At 71.8% G+C, this 18260-nt stretch carries 15 protein-coding genes; 11 read left to right on the top strand and 4 right to left on the bottom strand.

All coding sequences use genetic code 11. The features are described from left to right. Nucleotides 1–322 precede the first annotated feature (322 nt). From AB0P29_RS02360 to AB0P29_RS02350, 3 genes are all read left to right on the top strand, one after another. Complete coding sequence (locus AB0P29_RS02360) at nucleotides 323–955, top strand: 50S ribosomal protein L25/general stress protein Ctc (protein WP_363378153.1); 633 nt, start codon at nucleotides 323–325, stop codon at nucleotides 953–955. 66 nt (nucleotides 956–1021) lie between these two features. Further along, nucleotides 1022–1606 carry an aminoacyl-tRNA hydrolase gene (gene pth, locus AB0P29_RS02355; protein WP_253034022.1) on the top strand — a complete coding sequence of 195 codons (585 nt, stop codon included), beginning with the start codon at nucleotides 1022–1024 and terminating at the stop codon, nucleotides 1604–1606. Nucleotides 1607–1623: 17 nt separating this feature from the next. Continuing rightward, a complete protein-coding gene (locus tag AB0P29_RS02350) occupies nucleotides 1624–2055 on the top strand; it encodes an SRPBCC domain-containing protein (protein ID WP_363378150.1) in 432 nt (143 codons plus the stop codon). Between the two features lie 60 nt (nucleotides 2056–2115). Here AB0P29_RS02350 and AB0P29_RS02345 read toward each other — a convergent pair whose 3' ends face one another. After that, a complete protein-coding gene (locus tag AB0P29_RS02345; protein ID WP_363378148.1) occupies nucleotides 2116–3501 on the bottom strand; it encodes a DUF222 domain-containing protein in 1386 nt (461 codons plus the stop codon). A 157-nt stretch (nucleotides 3502–3658) separates the two neighbouring features. Between AB0P29_RS02345 and mfd the strand changes: the two genes are divergently transcribed. Beyond that, nucleotides 3659–7249, top strand: coding sequence for a transcription-repair coupling factor (gene mfd / locus AB0P29_RS02340; RefSeq protein WP_363378146.1), 3591 nt, complete (start codon nucleotides 3659–3661; stop codon nucleotides 7247–7249). A 69-nt stretch (nucleotides 7250–7318) separates the two neighbouring features. On the opposite strand, the gene AB0P29_RS02335 is transcribed toward mfd, so the two are convergent. Further along, on the bottom strand, nucleotides 7319–9991 hold the full coding sequence (locus tag AB0P29_RS02335) for a phosphoenolpyruvate carboxylase (protein ID WP_363378144.1): 2673 nt from the start codon (nucleotides 9989–9991) through the stop codon (nucleotides 7319–7321). 68 nt (nucleotides 9992–10059) lie between these two features. Then, nucleotides 10060–11496 carry a basic amino acid/polyamine antiporter gene (locus AB0P29_RS02330; RefSeq protein WP_308210376.1) on the bottom strand — a complete coding sequence of 479 codons (1437 nt, stop codon included), beginning with the start codon at nucleotides 11494–11496 and terminating at the stop codon, nucleotides 10060–10062. An 85-nt stretch (nucleotides 11497–11581) separates the two neighbouring features. Here AB0P29_RS02330 and AB0P29_RS02325 point away from each other — a divergent pair, with 85 nt between their 5' ends. The 4 genes from AB0P29_RS02325 to AB0P29_RS02310 all read left to right on the top strand — a co-directional run bounded on the left by AB0P29_RS02325 (nucleotide 11582) and on the right by AB0P29_RS02310 (nucleotide 14990). After that, on the top strand, nucleotides 11582–12235 hold the full coding sequence (locus AB0P29_RS02325) for a MazG family protein (RefSeq protein ID WP_253034018.1): 654 nt from the start codon (nucleotides 11582–11584) through the stop codon (nucleotides 12233–12235). 83 nt (nucleotides 12236–12318) lie between these two features. Then, nucleotides 12319–13575 carry an ATP phosphoribosyltransferase regulatory subunit gene (locus tag AB0P29_RS02320; RefSeq protein WP_311284448.1) on the top strand — a complete coding sequence of 419 codons (1257 nt, stop codon included), beginning with the start codon at nucleotides 12319–12321 and terminating at the stop codon, nucleotides 13573–13575. A gap of 32 nt (nucleotides 13576–13607) precedes the next feature. Continuing rightward, nucleotides 13608–14060, top strand: coding sequence for a YdeI/OmpD-associated family protein (locus tag AB0P29_RS02315; RefSeq protein ID WP_363378142.1), 453 nt, complete (start codon nucleotides 13608–13610; stop codon nucleotides 14058–14060). Nucleotides 14061–14117: 57 nt separating this feature from the next. Continuing rightward, the gene (locus tag AB0P29_RS02310) at nucleotides 14118–14990 is read left to right on the top strand and encodes an SGNH/GDSL hydrolase family protein (RefSeq protein WP_363378140.1); all 873 of its coding nucleotides are present in this window, start codon (nucleotides 14118–14120) and stop codon (nucleotides 14988–14990) included. Here AB0P29_RS02310 and AB0P29_RS02305 read toward each other — a convergent pair. Then, complete coding sequence (locus AB0P29_RS02305) at nucleotides 14899–16146, bottom strand: APC family permease (RefSeq protein ID WP_363378138.1); 1248 nt, start codon at nucleotides 16144–16146, stop codon at nucleotides 14899–14901. The genes AB0P29_RS02310 and AB0P29_RS02305 overlap by 92 nt on opposite strands. A 62-nt stretch (nucleotides 16147–16208) precedes the next feature. Between AB0P29_RS02305 and AB0P29_RS02300 the strand changes: the two genes are divergently transcribed. From AB0P29_RS02300 to AB0P29_RS02290, 3 genes are read left to right on the top strand one after another with little or no spacing between them, the layout of a single operon-like run. After that, complete coding sequence (locus AB0P29_RS02300) at nucleotides 16209–16565, top strand: GntR family transcriptional regulator (RefSeq protein WP_253034014.1); 357 nt, start codon at nucleotides 16209–16211, stop codon at nucleotides 16563–16565. Beyond that, on the top strand, nucleotides 16555–17565 hold the full coding sequence (locus tag AB0P29_RS02295; protein WP_363378136.1) for a DUF1648 domain-containing protein: 1011 nt from the start codon (nucleotides 16555–16557) through the stop codon (nucleotides 17563–17565). The genes AB0P29_RS02300 and AB0P29_RS02295 overlap by 11 nt, the downstream gene beginning before the upstream one ends. Nucleotides 17566–17573: 8 nt before the next feature. Further along, entirely contained in the window at nucleotides 17574–18254 is a 681-nt protein-coding gene (locus AB0P29_RS02290; protein ID WP_363378134.1) for an O-methyltransferase, read from the top strand. Nucleotides 18255–18260: the final 6 nt, after the last annotated feature.

The raw sequence follows: 18260 nt of genomic DNA, 5'->3' as shown, positions 1-18260 counted from the left end.
AGACGGCGGTGGCCGCGCTCAGAGCTCCGACGAACCAGAGCAGTGCGTGCGACATCCATCCGTAGTCCATGGGTCCTCCGTGTCTCGGGGGTGAGGGGCTGAGATTCCATCGTATCCGGCGCGCTGATAGACTCGTCTCGAACTTCGGCGAGGGATGCGGCGCATCCGTGATCGACGCGGTGAAGCAGGCTTCGCGGCTTTCCTCACGCGCATGCGTTCGAGTCGAACCACAGACCACGTCTGGGCCGCATCGGCCCGGGTACAGACGAGGCCGTACCGGCCCCGATTGACTGGGCCGTGATGGCCCGCAAGGAGAACACTCATGTCGACTGAGACCGACACCAAGGTCGTCGCCGAGCTGCGCGAGCAGTTCGGCAAGGGCTTCGCCCGCCGTCTGCGCGCGGCCGGCAAGATCCCCGCTGTCATCTACGGCCACGGCACGGACCCCGTGCACGTCGCGCTTCCGGGCCACCAGGTCTCGCTGCTCATCCGTCGCGCCAACGCGCTGCTCGAGCTCGAGATCGCCGGCAAGCAGCAGCTCACGCTGGTCAAGGATGTCCAGAAGGACCCCGTGCACCAGATCATCGAGCACATCGACCTCCTCGTCGTGAAGAAGGGCGAGAAGATCCAGGTCGACGTCCCCGTCTCCGTCGTCGGCGAGCCGTTCCCCGGCACGATCGCGACGCTCGAGAACACGACCGTCACGCTCGAGGTCGAGGCCACCCACATCCCGCAGAACATCGAGGTCTCGGTCGAGGGCCTCGAGGACGGCACCCACATCACCGCCGGTGAGCTGACGCTGCCCCGCGGTGCCACGCTGGTGACCGAGGCCGACACGCTCGTCGTCGGTGTCGCGCTGCCGCCGGCTCCCGTCGAGGACGGGGCGGAGGAGTCCGAGGAGGGCGCCGAGGCCGAGGGCGACGAGGCGCCTGCCGCCGAGGAATCCGCCGAGTAAGACGAACACGTTCGAAGCCCGTCGCCGCTGTTGCTGCGACGGGCTTCGTCGTCGGAAGGGACGGTCATGGCCGACACCTGGTTGATCGTGGGGCTCGGGAATCCGGGACCGCGCTATGAGGCGACGCGACACAACGTCGGGCAGATGGTGATCGACGAGCTCGCGCGGCGGCGTTCCGAGACGCTGCGCTCGCACAAGGCGAACGCGCGGGTCGCCGAGACGTGGCTGCGGCCCGGGGGGCCGAAGCTGGTGCTCGCCAAGCCCAACTCGTTCATGAACGTATCGGGTGGTCCGGTGTCGGCGCTCGCGGCCTTCTACGGCGTGCCGGCGGAGCGGGTCGTGATCGTGCACGACGAGCTGGACATCCCCTTCGACTCCCTCAAACTGAAGGTCGGCGGCGGTCACGGCGGGCACAACGGCGTCCGTGACGTCGCGAAGGCGCTCGGCACGCCGGAGTTCCCGCGGGTGCGGGTCGGCATCGGGCGTCCGCCGGGGCGTCAGGACCCCGCCGATTGGGTGCTCGATCCGTTCGGGGCCGCGGAACGCCCGAACCTCCCGATCGCGATCGCGGATGCGGCGGATGCCGTGGAGCAGCTCGTCGAGGAGGGGCTGCTCGCCGCGCAGCAGCGTCACCACGCTCCGCGCGCCTGACAGTCACGTGTGTTCACGTGGTTCGCGATTCGGTGACGGCGGCGACGGACATCCGTGCGTCTGTGGAGGATGTCTGGCGATGCCTCACCGTCGGTCGGAGCGCATGGTGGCCTGAAATGCGCTTCGACGCGGTTGTCGGTTCGCCGCTCGTGGAAACGTGGGTCGAGGACGGGCGTCAGGCCACTGCGGAGGGAACTATCACGCAGTGTGCGCAACCGCACCTTCTCGGCTTCTGCTGGACCGAAAGTGGGTGGGAAGGCTCTCTCGACGTCGTGATCGAACTCGTCGGTCATGGTGATTCGACGTCGGTGAGACTGACCGAATCGGGATTCTCGCGCGTGGGGACCCCGCACTCGCTGCCGTCGGAACACGAGGCGGGGTGGCGGTATCACCTGGCGCGGCTCAAGCGTGCGAGCGAAGCTCGCGCGATCGACGTTGAGGTTCCGTGAGCGCGACCGGCGATGCAATCCCGGGGACGTCGCTGATGGCGGCTCGCCGCGGCGCGAACCTCAAAAGGGTGCGGGTCCCGCGGGCGGGTGGGGTGGTGGCTTGGCAGGGGTGAACGCGACGGCCGGGGTGGGGGCGTCTTCGCGGTAGGTCCTGCCGAGGGGTGAGGTCCATTCGAGGACGCCACCCTTGAGTTGTCGGACCCTCCACGCGGTGAACTGCTTCATGGAGTGATGCCTCTGGCACAGGTGGGCGAGGTTCGACAGTTCGGTTCGTCCGCCGAGCGCGTGGTCGTGGGTGTGATCGACCTCGCAGCGGATGGCGGCGACGCGGCATCCGGGGAACCGGCAGTGCTGGTCGCGGGCTTGCAGGAATCGTCGCATCCCGGACGGGACCCGGTACGAATCGGTTGCGACCGTGACCCCGGTGGTCGGGTCGTGAAACAAGCGTTCCCAGATAGGGGTGCTGCCGGCGAGTGTGCGCGCCGTGGCGGGGTCGATGGGGGAGCGCCCGGCGAGGTCGCATGGCCCATCGTCTTCTCCGGTAAGGGTGGCGGCGGGCACGAGCACCTGCACACGTGCGCGGATCGCACCCAGCGGCCCGGAGGTGGTGTCGCGGGTGTCATCGAGGGCGGGTGCTCCCGCCAGGAGCAAGTCCGCGAACACGTCAGCGCGGACCTGGTCGGTGGACCGCTGGTCGGTGGCGATGATCGCGGCGGCGTCGTCGTCGCGATAGCCGTCAGTGTCGCCGTCGCTGGCGGCTTCCCCGAACGCGACACCCGCACACCCGCGCGCAGCGACGCGTTCGTCGCGGGTGTCGATGATCGCCCGCGCCTGCTGCGTGAGCCGGTCGTGGATCCCTTCGGCGATCACCGTCGGGACGGTTGCGACGACGTCGCTCATCCCGTCTCGCCCCGGCACGATCCGCACGCACCGCCCGGCGGCAGCCTGCTCGTGCCGTTCCGCGAATGAGCGGGGGTGCATCCGGTGGGCGAGGATCTCGAGCTCGCCTCGCAGCCGGTTCGGGGTGTCTCGTTCGCATCGGCTGATCGCGACCTGTTCGAACTCGGTCCATATTTCCGCCGGCAGGCTCGTTCCGGTTTCGACGATCGCGATCGCATGCCCGCGGACGATCCGTCCCTGCTCCCATGCCTCGACAGTCGCCGGGAAGCCTTCGATCAACGTCCGCGCCTCGCCGATCCGCCGCTGCACGGTCCGATCCGTCACGCGCATCACCCCGCCGACCTCCGCCGCGATCGACCGCAACGCCATGTCGTGCACCTGCACACGCGCGTTGCGTTGCGCGGTCTGCGCTTCGGCCAACCGGCCCGCGGCGGCCAGTATCCGCAACTCCGCGATCTGCGCGGACGCCACCTCGCGTGCCACACTCGCGACGTCATCGACGATCGCCCTCAGCGTGGCTGCGAAGTCGTCTTCGAAGGGGAACATTTGTTCTATTCTAGGTTTGGTTCAGATGGTAAGCAAGTAGTATTTTCGAACTAAAGATCCTCTCGCCCCGACCGAAGGGGAACCCATGTTCGATCCCATGACGCACCTCGCCCGCCTCGCCGACCCCGGTGTCCGACGCGCCGCGTAGACTTCCCCGGTGACAATTCCCGGGATCGTGCGCGCCCTCGAACAGGCTGACAGCTTCCGGGAGGCCCTCGACGGCGCCGGATCGGACGTCGACTTCTCGGCCGTGACGGGCCTCGACGCTCCGCTGCTCGCCGGGCTCCTCGAGCGACGCGCCGCGTCGGGACGGCCTCCCGTCCTGCTGCTCGTCGCCCCCACGGGGCGGCGCGCCGAGAGCATCGGCGCGGCCCTGCAGTGCCTCCTGCCCGACGCCGTCGTCCGGCACCTCCCGGCATGGGAGACCCTGCCGCACGAGCGTCTCAGCCCCAGCGCCGAGACCGTCGGCCGGCGGCTGAGCGTCCTCCGCGATGCGGCCGACTGGGACGGTCGCACCCCCCTCGTGGTCACTGCGTCCGTCCGTGGCGCGCTGCAGCCGATCGCGGCGGGATTGACGGATGCGGGTGTCGTCCGGCTCGAGCTCGGATCCCGCGGGCAGGAGCTCGACGACATCGTCCACCGACTCGTCGGCCTCGCCTACCACCGGGTCGACATGGTCTCGCGACGAGGCGAGTTCGCCGTCCGCGGCGGCATCCTCGATGTGTTCCCGCCCGTCGCCGACCACCCCTACCGGGTGGACTTCTTCGGCGACGAGATCGATCAGATCCGCGCCTTCTCCGTCGCCGATCAGCGCTCCCTGCCCGGCGAGGTGCGCGAAGTGACCCTGCTCCCGAGCCGGGAGCTCCTCCTCACCGACGCCGTCCGCGAGCGGGCCGCCGCCCTGCGGGATCGGATGCCGGGACTCGGCACCATGCTCGAGAAGATGAGCCAGGGCATCCCGGTCGAAGGCATGGAATCGCTGCTGCCCGCCGTCGCCGACGCCGTCCTTCCCCTCGTGGACTACCTGCCCGAGGGCGCCGCGGTGGCCGTCGTCGACCCCGAGCGCGCCGTCACCCGCGCCATGACGCTCGCCGAGACGAACCGCGAGTTCCTCGAAGCTGCGTGGAGCGCGGCGACCGCCGGCGCCGAGAGCCCCGTCGACCTCGGCGCGGGCGACTTCCTCACCCTCCCCGAGCTGCGCGAGGCTTCGTCCTCCCGTCGCGGCGTGTGGTGGACGCTCAGCACCTTCGATTCGGGGGCGTCGGATGCCGCCGCCGAGGGCCTCGTCGAGCGTGCGGATGCGGCGGTTCGGATCCCCGCCTCTGCCGTCCCCTCGTTCCAAGGGAACATCGACGGCGCGACGGAGCACATCGGCAACCTGCTGAGCGCGGGCTGGCGCGTCGTGATCGCGGCATCCGGAACCGGCCTCGTCGACCGCTCGCGCGACGTGCTCGCCGAACGCGGACTCGCCGCACGCGCGGTCGACGCGGTGACCGACGTCCCCGATGCGGGGATCGCGGTCGCGACCGTCGCGACCCTGGAAGCAGGATTCCTCTTCGCCGACGCCAAGCTCGCCGTCTTCACCGAGAGCGACTTCTACGGACGCACGATCGGCGCCGACTCGCGCGTCGTCAAGAAGCTCGCGTCGCGTCGACGCAACGTCGTCGACCCGCTGCAGCTGAAGCCCGGCGATCACGTCGTCCACTCGACCCACGGCATCGGCCGGTTCGTCGAGCTCGTGCAGCGGGAGGTGTCCTCGGGCGGTCGCAACGCGGTCAAGAGCAAGCGCGAGTACCTCGTGCTCGAGTACGCGCCGTCCAAGCGCGGACACCCGGGCGACAAGCTCTTCGTCCCGACCGACCAGCTCGACCTGCTCTCGCGGTACGTCGGCGGCGAGGCGCCGCAGCTGTCGAAGATGGGCGGGTCGGATTGGGCCGCCGCCAAGGGCAAGGCGCGCCGTGCCGTCCGCGACATCGCCGTCGAGCTCGTGAAGCTGTACTCGGCCCGGATGGCGTCGAAGGGGTACGCGTTCGGTCCCGACACCCCGTGGCAGCGCGAGCTCGAAGAGGCGTTCCCGTTCGCGGAGACCCCCGACCAGCTGCAGACGATCGACGAGATCAAAGCCGACATGGAGAAGCCGATCCCCATGGACCGCCTGCTCTCGGGCGACGTCGGCTTCGGCAAGACAGAGGTGGCCGTGCGCGCCGCGTTCAAAGCGATCCAGGAGGGAAAGCAGGTCGCGATGCTCGTGCCGACCACCCTCCTCGCCAAGCAGCACCTCGAGACGTTCACCGAGCGCTTCGCCGGCTTCCCCGTCAAGGTCCGGCCGCTGTCGCGGTTCCAGACGGCGAAGGAGGCGAAGGACACCCTCGCCGGGCTCGCCGACGGCACGATCGACATGGTCATCGGCACCCACCGCATCCTCACCGAGAAGGTCGTCTTCAAGGACCTCGGCCTCATGATCATCGACGAGGAGCAGCGGTTCGGCGTCGAGCACAAGGATGCGCTGAAGAAGCTCAAGACCAACGTCGACATCCTCGCCATGAGCGCGACGCCCATCCCGCGCACGCTCGAGATGGCGGTCACCGGCATCCGCGAGATGTCGACGCTCGCGACGCCGCCCGAGGAGCGGCATCCGATCCTCACCTACGTCGGTCCTCGCAGCGACAAGCAGATCGCCGCCGCCATCCGACGCGAGCTGCTGCGCGAGGGGCAGGTGTTCTTCGTGCACAACCGGGTCTCATCGATCCAGCGGGTCGCGGCGCAGCTCGCCGAGCTCGTCCCCGAGGCGCGCATCGTCGTCGCCCACGGGCAGATGGGGGAGCACGCCCTCGAGCAGGTCGTCGACGACTTCTGGGAGCGCCGCGCCGACGTGCTCGTCTCGACGACGATCATCGAGACCGGCCTCGACATCTCCAACGCGAACACGATCATCATCGACCGCGCCGACAAGTACGGCCTGTCGCAGCTGCACCAGCTGCGCGGCCGCGTCGGACGTGCCCGCGAGCGCGCGTACGCGTACTTCCTCTACGACGAGAACAAGCCCCTGAGCGAGACCGCCGCCGACCGCCTCGAGACGATCGCCGTCAACAACGACCTCGGCTCGGGCATGCAGGTCGCCCTCAAGGACCTCGAGATCCGCGGCGCGGGCAACCTCCTGGGCGCCGAGCAGGCGGGGCACATCGCCGGCGTCGGATTCGACCTGTACCTGCGGATGATCGGCGAGGCGGTCGCGACCTTCCGCGGCGAGGACACCGAGGGGCCGACCGAGCTCCGGCTCGAGCTCCCCGTGCAGGCGCGCATCCCCGAGTCGTACATCGACAGCGAGCGGCTGCGTCTCGAGGCGTACCAGAAGCTGTCGGCCGCGGCATCCGTCACCGCGGCGGACGACGCCATCGACCTCGTGCTCGAGGAGCTCACCGACCGCTACGGTGCCCCGCCCGCGGAGGTCGAGGGCCTCATCTCGATCGCGCGGCTGCGTCGCCGCGCCGCGCAGTCGGGCCTGTCCGACGTCGTCGCGATGGGACCGAACCTCCGCATCGCGCCGGCGCACATCCCGGACTCGATCCGGGTCCGGCTGCAGCGCCTGCACCCCAAGGCCAAGGTCGTCTCGGGCGGCGAGGCGATGGTCGTCCCGTTGCCGACCGCCGGGGGCGAGCCGCTCGCCGACGCCGACCTCATCGCGTGGACGGCGCAGCTGCTCGATCAGATCTTCCCGCTCCCGGTCGCCGAGACCGCGGACGCCTGAGACGGCGCGTCCCGCCCGCGACGGTGGACCGTCAGGGGCCGGACGCGCCGTGTCGAGGGATGCCGGGGCTCACCCGGTGTTCTGCAGTCCGGCGGCGACCCCCGAGACCGACAGCAGCAGCAGCCGCTGCAGGTCGGGGTCGACCCGGCCGCCCGCCTGCGTCTCGCGGAGTCCGCGCAGCGCACGCAGCTGCAGGAGCGAGAGCGCGTCGACGTAGGGGCTGCGCATCTTCACCGCGCGCCCCAGCACGGGACGGTTGGACAGCAGCTCGGTGCCGCCGGTGAGGCGCACGACCCAGTCGCGGGTGAGGGTCATCTCGTCGCGGACGAGCGCGGCGAGGTCGTCGCGGTCGCCGAGCTCGAGATAGTGACGGGCGATGCGGTCGTCGGTCTTGGCGAGGCTCATGGCGACGTTGTCGATGAGGGTCCGGAACAGCGGCCACTCCTCGTACGCGCCCCGCAGCGTGGCCTCGTCGCCGACCGCGTCGAGCGCCGTCCCGAGGCCGAACCAGCCGGCGAGGTTGATGCGGGCCTGCGTCCACGCGAACACCCACGGGATCGCCCGCAGGTCGGCGAGGGACTCCACCGACAGGCCGCGGCGCGCCGGACGCGAGCCGAGCGCGAGCAGCCCGATCTCCTCCATGGGGGTCACCTGGGCGAACCACGGCGCGAAGCCGGGCGCCTTCACGAGGGAGAAGAACCGCTCGCGCGAGGCAGCGTCCATCGTCGCCGCGACCGAGGCGTAGCGCTCGGCCGCCGACCGGTTGCGGTCCTCGATCGAGGGGGCCGAGGCGAGCAGGGTCGCGGCGGCGACCTGGTCGATGTGGCGCATCGCGATCGCGGGGTCGCCGTAGCGGGCGAAGATGACCTCGCCCTGCTCGGTGAGCTTGAACCGGCCGTCGACGGAGTGGGGCGGCTGCGCGAGGATCGCGGAGTTCGCCGGTCCGCCGCCGCGGCCGAGGGCGCCGCCGCGCCCGTGGAACAGGGTCAGCTCGATGCCCTGCTCGACCGCCCAGGCCGAGATCTCCGCCTGTGCCTCGTACAGCGCGAGGTTGGCGGCGACGGGGCCGACGTCCTTCGACGAATCGGAGTAGCCGAGCATGACCTCGAGCCGACGACCGGTCGCCTCGAGCCGGGACGCGAACGCCGGGTGGTCGACGATCTCGGCGAGGATCCCGGGGGCGGCCTGCAGGTCTGCGAACGTCTCGAACAGCGGGATGACGTCGAGCACCGGGGGAGTGCCGTCGGGACCCACGGCGTGCCGGGCGAGGGTGTGGACGGCGGCGAGGTCGTCGGCGGACTGCGTGAACGAGACGATGTAGCGGCCCGCGGCCCGCGGCCCGTACCGGTCCTGCAGGAACGCGATGGTGCGGAAGACCTCGAGCACCTCCTCGGTCAGCTCCGAGCGCGCACCGCCCGCTTCGAGCTCGGCGAGCACCTTGGCGTGCACGGCCGAGTGCTGGCGCACCTCGAGCTCGGTGAGGTGGAACCCGAAGGTCTCGACCTGCCAGATGAGGTGCTGCAGGTGTCCGTAGGCCTGACGGGGAGCGCGCGCCGCGACGAGGGAATCCTGCAGGACCCGCAGGTCGGCGAGCAGGTGTTCGGGATCGCGGTAGGCGAGGTCGGCGTTGCGGGTGCGCGTCGCGGCGATCTTGCGGGCGAGCAGCAGCATGATGCGGCGGTACGGCTCGTTGGGGGAGCGCTTCGCGATCTCGGCCGCCGCCTCCTCGTCGGCATCCTTCAGCCGCTGCCACAGTGCGAGCAGCTCCGGCGTGGGCGGGGTGGACTCGGCGTCGAGGGTCAGCGTGCGCCCCACCCGGTTCGCCGTGTGCTCGAGTCCGAGCAGGACGTGCTCGCTCGCGATCGCGGCGGCCTTGCGCGTCGTCTTCGCCGTCACGAACGGGTTGCCGTCGCGGTCGCCGCCGACCCAGGAGCCGATGCGCATGAAGGGGCGCACGAGGGGCGGGCGGGCCCCGGCATCCTCCCCCTGCAGGACGTCGTCGATGCGGCGGTAGACGTGCGGGATCGACGTGTACAGCGTTTCGTCGAAGATCGCCATGACGGCGCGCACCTCGTCGGTCGGCGACGGCTTCTCGGCGCGCAGCGGCGCGGTGCGCCAAAGGGTGTCGACTTCTTCGAGCATGCGACGCTCGGCGCGGCGGCGGTCGGGGCTGTCGGCCTCCGCGGCATCCCGTTCGCGCAGCAGATCGGCGAGGCGACGGATGCTGTTCGACACCGCACGGCGTCGCGCCTCGGTCGGGTGCGCCGTGAAGACGGGGTGGAAGCGCAGACCCTGCAGCCGTTCGAGGGCGCCCTCCCGCCCGATCTCCTCGGACAGCCGCCGGTACGCCGAGACGATCGAGTCGCCCGCGTCGCGAGTGTCGCCGCGACCGCTGCGCTCGCGGAGAACTCGCACGCGCTGGTGCTCCTCGGCGAGGTTCACGAGGTGGAAGTAGCAGGTGAAGGCGCGGGCGACCTCCTCGGCGCGCTCCAGAGTGAAGGCGTCCGCGATGGATGCCGCGCGCGCGAACGCCTCGGGGGTCGGGTCGGTGTACGCCTGGATCGTCGCGACGCGCAGTCGCTCGACGTCCTCGAACAGACCGGGCGAACCGCTCTCGCGCAGCACGCGCCCGAGCAGCGCGCCGAGCGTGCGCACATCGGCGCGCATCCGTTCGGGGATCTCCTGCTCGGCTTCGTAACGTCCGACGAGGTCGATGGCTTCGGTGGGGGTCGGTTCGTGCACCGTTTCACGTTAGCGAGGATTGCGAGCGACATTTTCCGCGTGACGGTGGATGCCGGTGCCCGCTACCGTCACACGGCGATGACGCCCTGCGCGATGAGCACGACGGCGACGACCGCGCCGATGGCGGCGAGACCGAAGAGCACCGCTTCGGCAGGAGTGAACACACGCGCGCGCTGCTGGCGTCGGCCGATGACGAAGAGGATCGTGCCGGGGACGATGATGACCAGGCACAGCAGCAGGTACGTCGCCCCCGCCGCCCACAGCAGGTACAGCGTGTAGAGCGTCGCGAGCACCGCGACAATCCCATCGCCGAGACGACCCCGGCGACCGTCCTGCACGGCGAGCTTGAGCGCGAACGCGGCGGAGAGGAAGAACGGGATGAGGGCCAGCGCGCTCGTGAGCTCGAGCGCCGCGTCGAAGGCGTTCTGCGCGAACAGGACGACCACGAGCATCGCCTGTGCGAGGAGGGACGAGAGGGTGAGGGCGCCGGTGGGGGTGTCCTTGGCGTTGGTGCGCTGCAGGAACCGGGGCAGGTCGCCGGCGCGCGCCGCCGACAGCAGCACCTCGGCGGCCATGAGGGTCCAGGCGAGGTAGGCGCCGAGCACCGCGACGACGAGCGCGACCCCGATGAACGCGGCCCCCCAGCCGCCCACGGCGGCCTCGAGCACGCCGCCCATCGACGGCTGGCGGAGCCCCGCGATCTCCGCACGCGGGATGACACCGTACGAGACCACCGTGACCGAGGCGAAGACGGCGAGCACGCTCAGGAAGCCGAGGACGGTGGCGCGTCCGACATCCGATCGGCGTCGCGCGTGCCGCGAGTTGACGGTCGCCCCCTCGATCCCGATGAAGACGAACACCGTCACGAGCATCGTCGTCCGGATCTGCTCGCCGAGACCGGTGCCCGGGTCGCCCGACCCGTTCGCGGCGAACACGGCGGGATCGAAGACCGTGAGGCAGAGCACGACGAACACGACGATGGGCACCGTCTTCGCGATCGTGACGATCCGGTTGAGCGCCGCAGCCTCGCGGACGCCCCGACGGATGAGGACGTAGAAGAGCCAGATGCCGGCGGAGGAGATCGCCACCGCGAGCGGCGTGTTGCCCTCGCCGAGCGCGGGGAAGACGGCGCCCAGGGTGCCGGTGATGAAGACCCAGTAGAAGACGTTGCCGACGCAGGCGCTCGCCCAGTAGCCGAACGCGGCGAAGTAGCCGACGTAGTTGCCGAACCCCTCCTTCGCGTAGCTGAAGATGCCCGCGTCGAGGTCGGGCCTGCGGACCGCGAGCCGCTGGAAGACGAGCGCGAGCATGAACATGCCGCCGCCGGCGATCGCCCAGGCGATCAGCGTGCCCGCGACCCCGGTCGATTCCGCGAAGGTCGCCGGGAGGGAGAACACCCCCGCGCCGATCATGGAGCCGACGACGAACGTGCTGAGTGTCAGGAGGGAGACGTGGGTCGCCTGCGCGGGTGCGGTGGGACCCGAGGCGGTGGGAGCGGGGGTCACCGTCCCACCCTACGCGCGGCGGTCCGCCGGGCCATCGCCGCGGGCGATCACCCCGGCCCGCGGCATCCCTCGTATCGTGTCCGTCATGACGGACGAGCCCCGCGAACCCCGCCGCGACCACCTGCGGGAGGCAGCGGAGACGATGCGCGCCGTGCGGGACCGGTGCGTCTGGACCCAGCGGATCGACCACGCCGACCTCGTGCCCTACCTGCAGGAGGAGGCCGCCGAGCTCGTCGACGCGGTCGAAGCGGGCACCCGCGCCGATCTCAAGGAGGAGCTCGGCGACCTGCTGTGGCAGGTGCTCTTCCATGCCGAGATCGCCTCGCGCGACGAGACGGATCCGTTCGACATCGACGACGTCGCCGCGGCGCTCGCCGAGAAGATGATCCGTCGCCACCCGCACGTGTTCGGCGCCGCCGTCGCGACGACACCCGACGAGGTGCTGATCCACTGGAACGCGGCGAAGGCGGCCGAGAAGCGCACGCGCACGAGCGTCCTCGACGGGGTGTCGATGCACATGCCCTCGCTCGCCCTCGCGCAGAAGATGCTCGGGAAGGCTGCCCAGGTCGGGGTGACACCGCCGCCACCGACGCCGTCGCCCTCCGACGAGGCGGAGCTGGGCGAGGCGCTGCTGGCGCTGGTCGCGCAGGCGAGGGAGGCCGGCTGGGATGCCGAGCGCGCCCTGCGGCAGCGTCTGCGCGCGCTCGCCGAGGACGTCCGCGCGGCCGAGTCCCGCTGAGTCGCCCCGGGGCCTGCAGGCGCGGCCGCGGGAGCGCGGTCTGAGAGACTAGGACCGTGCCCTCCGTGAATCCGCCGCGCGGCATGCGCGACTTCCTCCCCGCCGACAAAGCCCGCCGCGAGCGGGTGCTCGCCGTCATCCGCGACCGCTACCGGGCGCACGGGTTCGACGAGATCGAGACCCCCGTCGTCGAGGACTACGAGCGGCTCCACGCGGGGATCGGCGGCGACAACGAGAAGCTCGCCTTCAACGTCCTGCGTCGCGGGCTCGACGCCGAGGCCATCCGCGCGGCCGCCGACGACCCGGCGGCCCTGTCCGACCTGGGGCTGCGCTACGACCTCACCGTGCCGCTGGCGCGGTTCTACGCGACCAACCGTGCACAGCTGCCGTCCGTGTTCCGCGCGATCCAGATCGCGCCGGTGTGGCGCGCGGAGCGGCCCCAGAAGGGGCGGTACCGCCAGTTCGTGCAGTGCGACATCGACATCATCGGCGACGCGACGGCCCGGGCCGAGGTCGAGCTGCTGACGGCGAGCCTCGACGTCCTCGAGGCGCTCGGTCTCGAGGGCGGCACGATCCGCATCAACGACCGCCGCGCCCTCGACGCGATGCTCGCCGCCTTCGGGTTCGCCGAGGCGGACCGCGCCGGCGTCCTCATCACGATCGACAAGCTCGACAAGGTGGGGCCGGCCGGGGTGGTCGCCGAGCTGCGGGACCGCGGCGCCGACGAAGGCGCCGTCACCGCGTTCGAGGCGTTCCTGACCCGTCCGCAGACGCGCGAGTACCTGCCCTTCGGCGAGGCGCAGATCCGCAAGGCGCTCCCCGAGGGTGTCTCGGACGAGATCGTCGGCCACCTGGTCGGCATCGGCGACGCGGTCGCCGCCGCGCGGGGGACCACCGACGTGCCCCTGCACTTCGACCCGTTCCTCGTGCGCGGCATGGGCTACTACACCGGCACGATCTACGAGCTCGCGCATCCCTCGGTCTCCTACTCGCTCGGCGGCGGTGGCCGGTACGACGGCATGATCGGCCGCTTCCTCGGCCAGGACGTGCCGGCGGTGGGCTTCTCCATCGGCTTCGAGCGGATCGTGGACCTCGTCGGAGCGGGGGAGGATGCCGCATCCGCTGCCGTCGTCCTCATCGCCGACCGCGACGTCCCCCTCGCCGAGCTCGCCGGCCACAAGGCGTTCTTCGTCGCGCAGGGCGCGCGTGTGCGCCTCGAGCAGCGGGCGAAGAACCTCAAGGGGCTGTTGGAGCGGTCCGCCGCCGACGGGTACACGTCCTTCGGCACCGTGTCCGCAGGCGCCCCGTCCGCGTCGATCGAGCTGCGTCCGCTCGGCTGACGGCGCTGCGCGGCGCTGCTAGCGTTCCGCGCATGACGCTCACAGTCCGCACCGTGCTGCCGAAGAACGGCCCCGCCACCGCGATCGAGTTGACAGACGAACAGGTCGAGGCCCTCGGCGGCGGCAAGCGGGCCGCGGTCCGGGTGACGATCGCGGGGCGCAGCGCGCGCCTGCGTCTCGGTGTGATGGGCGGGCGCAACCTGATCGGTATGTCGAAGGCGGCGCGCGCCGAGCTGGGCGTCGAGATCGGGGACGCGGTCGAGGCGACCGTCGATCTCGACACCGACGAGCGGGAAGTCGACGTTCCGGACGACCTCGCGGCCGCCCTCGACGCGGAACCGCAGGTGCGCGCCGCGTTCGATGCGCTCGCGCCGTCGCGCCGCAAGGAGGTCGCTCGTTCCGTCATCGACGCGAAGAAGTCGGAGACGCGCGAGAAGCGGATCGCCGCCGCGGTGGACTCCCTCCGTTCGCCCGCCAGCACCTGATCGCGCACGTCACCGCGACGTCGCCCGTCGTTCACCGGGGCGGTGTGGGATGCGGTGGTGCCACGTTCAGCTCGGACTCCGTTCCCCGTCGCCGTTGCCGCAGCCCTCGTGGTCGTCGGCGCCGTCGTCCTCGGCACCCGGATCGCGCTCGCGCGGCAGGCGGCGATCGCGCGGCGGCGGATCGGCAAGCCGCTCGGTGACGCCGCCCCGACCGCCGACCGGGTCTGGCGGGCCGGACTCGGGGGCACGCCGCTCGAGCTGCTGCTGCTCGGCGATTCGATCGCGGCGGGTCTCGGTGCGCAGCACCGCAAGGAGACCCTCGGGGGACGCCTCGCGAAGGGTCTCGCAGGGGAGCTCGACCGGCCCGTGCGGCTGCGGACGGGGGCGGTCGTCGGTGCGGAATCGGCCGACCTCGCCGGCCAGATCGACGCGCTCCCGGCGGACTACCGGGCGGATGCCGCCGTCATCATCGTCGGCGGCAACGACGTGACGCACCGGGTGCCGGTCGCCGTGGCGGCAGCCCACCTTGCGGAGGCGATCCGCCGACTGCGCGCCGTCGGCACCGCCGTCGTGGTCGGCACGTGCCCCGACCTGGGCGCCCTCCGCGCCGTGCCGCAGCCGCTGCGCAGCATCGGCTCCCGTGCGTCGCAGCAGCTCGCCACGGCCCAGGCCGACCGGGCGCGCGCCGAGGGCGCCGGCGTGGTGTCGCTGCGTCGCGCGGTCGGTCCGTTCTTCCGCATCGACCCCGACGGCATGTTCAGCCTCGATCGGTTCCACCCGAGCGCGCTGGGCTACCGGCGAACGGCCGAGGCGCTCCTGCCCGTCGCGCGCGACGCGATCACGCGCGGCGGCGCAGACGCAGCAACCGGTAGACGCATCCCGCCAGCAGCACCCCGACCCCGATCGGCACCGACGGCCACGGCAGGGTGACGACGAGGACGACGCACCCGACGCCGCCGACGAGCTGCAGGAATCGCGGGTACCGGCGGGCCGTGCCCCGCTGGCGGAACGCAGCGAGGTTGGCGACCGCGTAGTAGAGCAGCACGCCGAACGACGAGAAGCCGATCGCGCCCCGGATGTCGCCGAGCGCGATGACGGCGACGACGATCAGGACGACCGCGACCTCGGCGTTCCGCGGCACCCGGTGACGCGCGTCCACGGCGGCGAGGATCCGGGGAAGGTCTCCCTCCCGCGCCATCGCGAAGGTGGTCCGTCCGACGCCGGCGATGAGGGCGAGCAGGGCGCCGAGGGATGCCGCGGCGGCACCGATCCGGACGACCGGAGCCGCGGCATCCCACCCTGCGGCCTCGACAGTGGCCACGAGCGGCGCGGTGGACGCGGCGAGCCCGTCGGGTCCGAGGGTGCGGAGGGCGACGACACCGATGACCGCGTACACGACGAGGGCGCCGCAGAAGGCGAGCACGACCGCCCGGGGAATCGTGCGGGCGGGGTCGCGCACCTCCTCGCCGAGGGTGGCGATGCGGGCGTAGCCGGCGAACGCGAAGAACAGCAGGCCCGCCGCCTGCAGGATGCCGAGGGGGCCGGAGCCGGCGATCCCGTCACCCCAGAGGGGACCGGGCGCGCTCGGTGCCGTGAAGCCCGCCACGGCGACGACGGTCAGCACGATCAGGACGACCGTGACGAGCACGCGTGTCAGCTGAGCCGTCCGCGTGATCCCGAAGAGGTTCACGGCGCCGAGCGCGAGGGCGGCGCCGGCGGCGACGGGTCGTTCCCACCCCGCGGGCGCGATGTAGGCCGCGAAGGTCAGCGCCATCGCGGCGCAGCTGGCCGTCTTCCCGATGACGAAGCCCCAGCCGGCGAGGAAGCCCGACCACGGCCCCAGTTCCGCGCGCCCGTAGGCGTACACGCCGCCGGAGGTCGGATGGACGGCCGCGAGCTGCGCGGTCGAGGTCGCGTTGCCGAACGCGATGACGGCGGCCAGCGCCAGTCCGACGAGCAGCCCGGGGCCGGCGACGGCCGCCGCGGGCGGGAAGGCGGCGAAGACGCCCGCGCCGATCATCGAGCCGAGACCGATGACCACGGCGTCGCCGAGACCGAGGCGGCGCGCTAGAGCAGGGGAGGACACGGCGCGAGCGTACCGGATTGGGGCGACCACCCGACTAATTATAGTTGCGCTATAATTACCGTATGTTGATCCGGGTCGACCCACAGAGCACCGTTCCGCTGTTCGCGCAGATCGCGGCCGGGCTCCGCGCCGAGATCACCGGCGGCCGTCTCGGGGCAGGGGAGCGACTCCCCGCCGCACGCGAAGTCGCCGAGGCGCTGCAGGTGAACCTCCACACGGTGCTGCACGCCTATCAGGACCTCCGCGACGAAGGTCTCATCGACCTCCGCCGCGGCCGCGGCGCCGTGGTCACCCCGGCAGGGGCCGCCCTCGCGGGCCTGCGAGCCGAGATCGCGGCCCTGGTCGATAAATCCCGTGCCCTGGGCGTCTCGCCCGACACCCTGTCCGCTCTCGTCAAGGAGGCTGCTCGTGACCACTGACACCCTGACCGTCGTCCGCCGCCGGTTCACCCTCGTCGCCCTGCTGCTCCCCGCCGTGGTGATCCTCGTCGCGGTCGTCGCGCAGGTGCTGCTCCTTCTGGCGGTGCCGGCGGTCGTCGCGACCCACTGGGGGTGGACGGGGGAGCCCGACGGCTTCGCGCCCGCCTGGACCGTCCCGCTCGTCACCGCGATCCTCGGCCTCGGGCTTCCCGCGACCCTCTTCGGAGCCAGCGTGGGCGGGCTGCGCCGCGGCGACCACGGCTTCGCCTACCGCCTCCTGGGAGCCGTCGCGTTCGGACTCGCCGTGCTCATCGGTGGCCTCGGCGTCGCGACCCTCGGCATCCAGGTCGGAAGGACGGATGCGGACGCCGCTCTTCCCGTGCTGCTCCTGCCGGGCGTGCTCCTCGCCGCCGCTGCCGCGGGATGGATCGGGTGGGCCGTGCAACCCCGCGTCCCGTGGCGTCCGACCCCGACGATGCCGGCCGCCGAGGTGCCGGTCCGCGCGGGGGAGCGGGTTGTCTGGATGCAGGGGGTCACCCTCGCCCGCGGGGGAGCCGTGGTCCTGTGGATCGCGTTCGCGATCGGATGCCTCGCCGTCCTGCCCGTCGTCTTCTTCGGCGACCTCGTGACGGCGATCATCTCCGGTCTCATCGTCGTCGTGCTGTTCGTCGTCGTCGCAACGACCCTGCGCTTCCACGTGCGCGTCGACCCGGACGGCCTGACCGCCGTCTCCGCGGCGGGATGGCCGCGTGTGCACGTCCCGACGCAGGACATCGTCTCGGCGGAGCTCGTCCAGGTCTCGCCGTTCGGGGAGTTCGGCGGGTGGGGCATCCGCTGGCCCGGCGGCGGGCGTCAGGGCGTCGTGCTGCGCGCGGGCGAGGGGCTCCTGGTGCGCCGCCGCGACGGCCGCACCCTCACGGTCACGGTCGACGACGCCGCGATCGCGGCGGGCCTGCTGAGCGCCTACGCCGCGTTGACGCCGGCGCGCCGGGGCGATTGAGTGGCGGCATGGCGCATCCACACCCGTACGATCCGGTCCCCGCTCGCTGGAACGACGTCGACGACTACCTGACGTCGACCCTCGTCGCCCACGACGACGCGCTCGCCGCCTCGATCGCCTCGCTCGCCGAGGAGGGGCTCCCCGAGATCGAGGTCGCGCCGCTGTCGGGAAAGCTGCTGCACCTCCTCGCGCGCATGACGGGGGCGCGGCGCGTGCTCGAGATCGGGACCCTCGGCGCCTACTCGACCATCTGGCTCGCCCGCGCGCTCCCCGCCGAGGGGCGCGTCGTCTCGATCGAGGCCGAGCCCCACAACGCCGCGGTGGCCCGACGCAACCTCGAGCGCGCCGGGGTCGCTGACCGGGTGGAGGTGCGCGAGGGGCGCGGGGCGGACGTCCTGCCGGCCCTCGAGAGCGGCGAGCCGTTCGACCTCGTCTTCATCGACGCCGACAAGGAGTCGAACACCCTCTACCTCGACTGGGCAGCGCGCCTCGGCCGCCCCGGCACGGTGGTCGTCGTCGACAACGTCGTCCGCTCCGGGCATGTGGTGGAGACGGATGCCGGGGCCCAGGTCGACGGCGTCCGCGCCGGTCTCGCGATGCTCCGCGACGACCCCCGGTTCGAGGCCACCGCGCTGCAGACCCTCGACCGCAAGGGGTGGGACGGCATCGCGATCGCGCTCGTCGTGTGACGGCGG

The organism is Microbacterium sp. NPDC080220 (assembly GCF_040686395.1).
Classification (GTDB): Bacteria; Actinomycetota; Actinomycetes; order Actinomycetales; family Microbacteriaceae; genus Microbacterium; species Microbacterium gawkjiense.
Note: the sequence above shows the minus strand (reverse complement) of the source record. Positions and strands in the feature narration are given on the sequence as shown.